Below are 1,562 nucleotides of genomic sequence, written 5' to 3' on the forward strand. Positions count from 1 at the left end.
AATCTACCGGAAGCGACTCCAGTCATTTCCAAACCTCAACGAGAGGTTGAAAAACACAAAAAAGTAACGCCAGAAAGTAGGCAGTTCATTCCTGGACAGCGTTGCCAGGTTATAAGTGTTCATCATCCTGTTTTTGAAAGTGACGTTGGTAAGTTTGTAATTATAACTTCGGTAAGTTCTTCTTCTTCTCAGGTTTGGGCGCATGATGACAAGCCAGAAACATATCGGATCAACAGAAAGGGGAGCCGAGTTCTTGAAAATGATCCCAAGGCAGTGCAGTCGATTTATGCTTTTAATCAATTGCGTTTAGTATCTGATACGGAGTAAACAGTTAATGAATAATGTAAATATTAGACTAGAGTGTCTTCGACCTGCTGAACAATGGTCACGACCAACAGGTGAAGAAATTAGAGAGGTTTTGCGTTTAGCTGGGCTTACTGGTAGCCAAGCGGCGAAAAAATTAGGGTTGGGGCCTAGTGGCTCGCGAACGGTTCGACGTTGGACCGGAGAAGAGTCAAATATTCCATATTCAGCTTGGGGGCAACTTTGCTACTTGGCTGGACTGGGAGTTATTTGGAAAGAATCGTAATTAGCAGAATCACATTTTAGCGGCTAAAATTTATTTCGATTTACCGAAAAATTTAACTTGACTTGTTAGGGCAATATGTCCTATCGTGCAGGTTAAGGCCGGATAAATCATCAAGGTCATAAACCGAGATATGTCGATGACTATAAATAGAATTGCGTTGGGTTGAGATTAAATAGATAACGCCTCGGTGATAACCGAGGCGCTTGGTCCGGCGCTGTCACACCAAACCTGTTGCTCGTTAGGGTGTGGTCCCGAATAGTGAGCAATAGATAATTGGAGCACGGATAGCGTGGAGGGTCAAGAAAATGTCAAACGTAGTGAAGTTTCCCAAAGTTGGGCCTACGGGTTCCAATTCCCCACCTGAACATGAACAACAAGTTAATAAAGTATCAGATACTAAGCCGCAGAAACCCGCTAAGAAAGGGCGATTCTTTGCGGCCATTGTACGTTGGATCTGGATTACAACTGTTTTGATTTGGCCCGTTCTTAAATGGATTGTGTCCATTAATGTGTTTTTCCAGGCTATTCGAGCCTTTTATTATTGGGATAATCCAGAAGTTCACGCTGGATGGACGTTCTTCGCGCATTTTCTCGCGCTAACACTACTTACTTACTTTGTCTCGATATATAGGCCAAAAGATACGTAATTTTAGCCGCTAAAGTATTGACCCTATAATAAAGTTTAGCTATACTTTTTTTGAGTTAGGCGGCTGTCACCGTCAAATTTTTACAATTAGGGTGTGGGGTTTATATGGGTGCAATCCATGAAGAAAAGGCTAACAGAGTCTCAATTTCAGGCTGCAATCAAGAGTTTGGAAGTGGGACCTCAAACACTACAGATAGCGCACGGGGTCTTAGTAGAGGGAAAACCTCAAACCGAATTTGTGACGTTGTTGGGAGTGACGAAGGGGGCGGTATCACAAGCCGTCAAGAGGGTATGGGAAGCTCACACGGCACAAGCGCCGGAAGGATA

4 protein-coding genes are annotated in these 1,562 nt (G+C 43.5%); all 4 read left to right on the forward strand.

The annotated features are described in order from the left end of the window. Positions 1 to 327, forward strand: a 327-nt coding sequence (locus tag KO511_RS10440) for a hypothetical protein (RefSeq protein ID WP_436840219.1), incomplete at its 5' end; no start/stop codon positions are given. Between the two features lie 7 nt (positions 328 to 334). Next, positions 335 to 589: a KorC protein gene (locus KO511_RS10445; RefSeq protein ID WP_012774838.1), complete on the forward strand. Its 255-nt coding sequence runs from the start codon at positions 335 to 337 to the stop codon at positions 587 to 589. A 305-nt stretch (positions 590 to 894) separates the two neighbouring features. Beyond that, positions 895 to 1,236, forward strand: coding sequence for a KleE stable inheritance protein (gene kleE / locus KO511_RS10450; protein WP_012774837.1), 342 nt, complete (start codon positions 895 to 897; stop codon positions 1,234 to 1,236). Between the two features lie 117 nt (positions 1,237 to 1,353). Further along, positions 1,354 to 1,562 (forward strand): TrfB-related DNA-binding protein (locus KO511_RS10455; RefSeq protein WP_215987380.1); only part of this gene is annotated, 209 nt, incomplete at its 3' end.

The organism is Vibrio hepatarius (assembly GCF_018860525.1).
GTDB lineage: Bacteria > Pseudomonadota > Gammaproteobacteria > Enterobacterales > Vibrionaceae > Vibrio > Vibrio hepatarius_B.